The following is a 2,581-nucleotide window of genomic DNA, read 5'->3' on the forward strand; positions in this document are numbered from 1 at the left end:
TTAGTAGGCATTGACTTTTTATAAATATCATCATATTATACTATGCAATATGCGTTTTAGATGCTGAACAGCTTACCAACTTACCTTGATTAATCAGGGGGCTACACAAAATAGATTTAGGTCGCTGCTGAATAATATACGGGTCAGAGGCAAACCTAGTTTCAGTGGTTGCATCATCGATCGCAAGAGTTTCTTGCGTGCGTTCTACATAATTAACCAGCGAGATAGGAATCTCTTGACTTTCAATCGCTGACTTGGAGATTATTTGACATCGTTCTCCCGTACATTGAGCTTCAATTTTCCACTCACCTGCTGGGTCAGGTATGAGGAAATAAAATTTTTCTGCTCCCGCGTTTTCCAGCAAGACTAGCATCAAATTCGAGAGCAATTCATCCAGATGAACTTTTCCTGAGAGCACTTGGGAGGCTTTGATAATTGTTGATAAATCCAGAGCTTGTGCAGCACCTAAATTGGTAGAAGTGACAGTATTTCTGGTCTGAACAATCATTTCGTCTCCTCCACTCGTCAGGCTGTTTTTCCTACCGACGACTGGTGCGAGTAATTCAGCATGGCGCTCTTCTAAATCTTTAACTTTTGCCTGCGCTCCCCAGCGAATATAAGCATAGTAAGCGTCAATCAGGTAGGTACGCGCTACTTTCTGACGACCTAATGCTAAATAAAATTCTGCTGCTAGTTCATTGGCGAGGGCTTCGTGCTGGACGTATCCATTTTCCTTGGCTCCATCTATCGCCCGGTCGTAATATTCCATTGCTGTGAAAAATTGCCCCAATACGCGGGCTTTTTCTGCCTCTACTAAGTCATACTTATGCTGGTAATTCATTGGGCAATGGAACGCCCAATTTTTTATAGTTTTCTGAGTTTCTTCGACTTGGCTCAGGTATTCTTGTTTCTTTTCTTCCTCTCCTGAAACTGCTTCAAAATGGGCTAAAAGAATCAGACAATAGTAAAAGCTCTGTTCAATAAAGCTAATATTTGATTGAATGTAAATTGAATATTTCAACCCTTCTCTAGCAAATTCTAGAGCTTCTTCATACTGCTTAAATAAATAGCAAACTACAGTTTTCGCATAATAAACCCTGAATAAGCACATAAAATTTTTTACTTCTCTTAAATAAGTGATAGCTTCTTCCTCATTTAATATGCTGCCAATCAAAAGCAGTTTATTATCTGTCATCCCCCTTAAATTTTCTACCAATTGACCGAGAATTTTGAGTAAATATAACTGGTGTTCTTGGGACAAGTTATCGGCAAAATCAATATAGTGTTTTTGTTGTTCTTGCACGTAGTCTAGATGCTCGCCATTAAAAAACAGATGAGCGCAGTAGTAATCAGCAGCATGACAAGCATATTCTATATCTCCAAATTCTAAGCCGCTATTAATTGCTTGACGCAGAGGTTCTATAGTTTCTCTAGTATGCTTTTTAAGGTGGTTAATACAGATCGAAACATTAAGCAATATTTTAGAACGAAACTCTTGGGCATCTAACCGCTCTAATACCTGCAAAGAAAGTTGACCGAGTTGATAGGCCAAATCTATATCTGGTATTAGCCAACACACCATTGCTCCGTAAATCGAGTACGCAAAAGTACACTGTGGCGAATTCCCATGATGACGAGAAAGTTCGATCATAGTATACAGAATTGGCATCGCTAGCGGGCTTTCTGCAAAACAAGCAGGTGGGAATAGGAAAACTAAAAGCTCCATAGCCGCCCGCTTGTAGGGATCGGTCATTTCTGGCAAGTTCGCTAACTCCTCGATATTTAACTCTTGGGGGGGTGATTGGGATAGGGTCACTCCCAGCATTTCTAGAACTTGCAGCCCATTATCTAACGCAGATTGAATCTGGTTTTTAGCGAGGTTAAGCCTAATTTTCAGCACATATAAGTTGACTTGTTCGAGGATTGTTTTGGCTTTTTGGAGAGACCGATCGCATAAAATTCCCGCTCGTTCTAAATTGGCATTGAGATATTCAGCTTCGGCCGCTTCCAGATAAAAATTAAATGTCAGATCGTATCTACTTTCCCAGCTATCTTGACTCAGCAGTTATATACCTACATTCAAATAATTAACAGCGGCTTCATATGCAGTCGCGGCCTTTGCTTTCTGTCCGGCGATCAGGTTTAATTCAGCCAACTCATCTTTTTCTGACTGATTAGTTAGCAAATCTGTGCCAAAATTCAGTTGGTTAACCAGAGCAAAAATATTATCTTTTCGCTCTTGCTCTGTTGTATTATTCAGCAACAGTTGACCAATTTTCAGGTGAGTGGCTTTTTTTTCCGATTCTGGAATCAAAGAATAAGCTGCTTGCTGCACTCGATCGTGCAAAAATTTGTAGTCAACTTTGATATCGCGTATAGATGCCAACTCTTCCTGGGCAAAGAGTAGAGGAATTTTGTAATTTTCAGACAGCGGCAGAATCAAACCCGCTTGCATTGCCTCCCACAAATGAGCAGCCGTCGCTAAGTTTGATTCTTCATTGACAATTGATAAGCTGTCAAACATCTAAACTGCATTAACTAAGTTACCTTTATTTTTTATTTTTCGGTTCCATTTCATAAT

Annotated in this window: 2 protein-coding genes; both read right to left on the reverse strand. The window is 39.9% G+C overall.

The window, feature by feature from the left end:
- Positions 1–40 precede the first annotated feature (40 nt).
- Positions 41–1,900, reverse strand: a complete 1,860-nt coding sequence (locus tag QT990_RS35605; RefSeq protein WP_333147264.1) for a GAF domain-containing protein — start codon at positions 1,898–1,900, stop codon at positions 41–43.
- Between the two features lie 165 nt (positions 1,901–2,065).
- Positions 2,066–2,524, reverse strand: coding sequence for a hypothetical protein (locus QT990_RS35610; RefSeq protein ID WP_333466400.1), 459 nt, complete (start codon positions 2,522–2,524; stop codon positions 2,066–2,068).
- Between the last annotated feature and the right edge of the window lie 57 nt (positions 2,525–2,581).

Source organism: Microcoleus sp. T3_B1 (assembly GCF_036700445.1).
GTDB lineage: Bacteria > Cyanobacteriota > Cyanobacteriia > Cyanobacteriales > Microcoleaceae > Microcoleus.

Coding starts and splice junctions, on each gene's coding strand:
- QT990_RS35610 (WP_333466400.1), bottom strand. CDS start 2,524: ATGTTTGACAGCTTATCAATTGTCAATGAAGAATCAAACTTAGCGACG.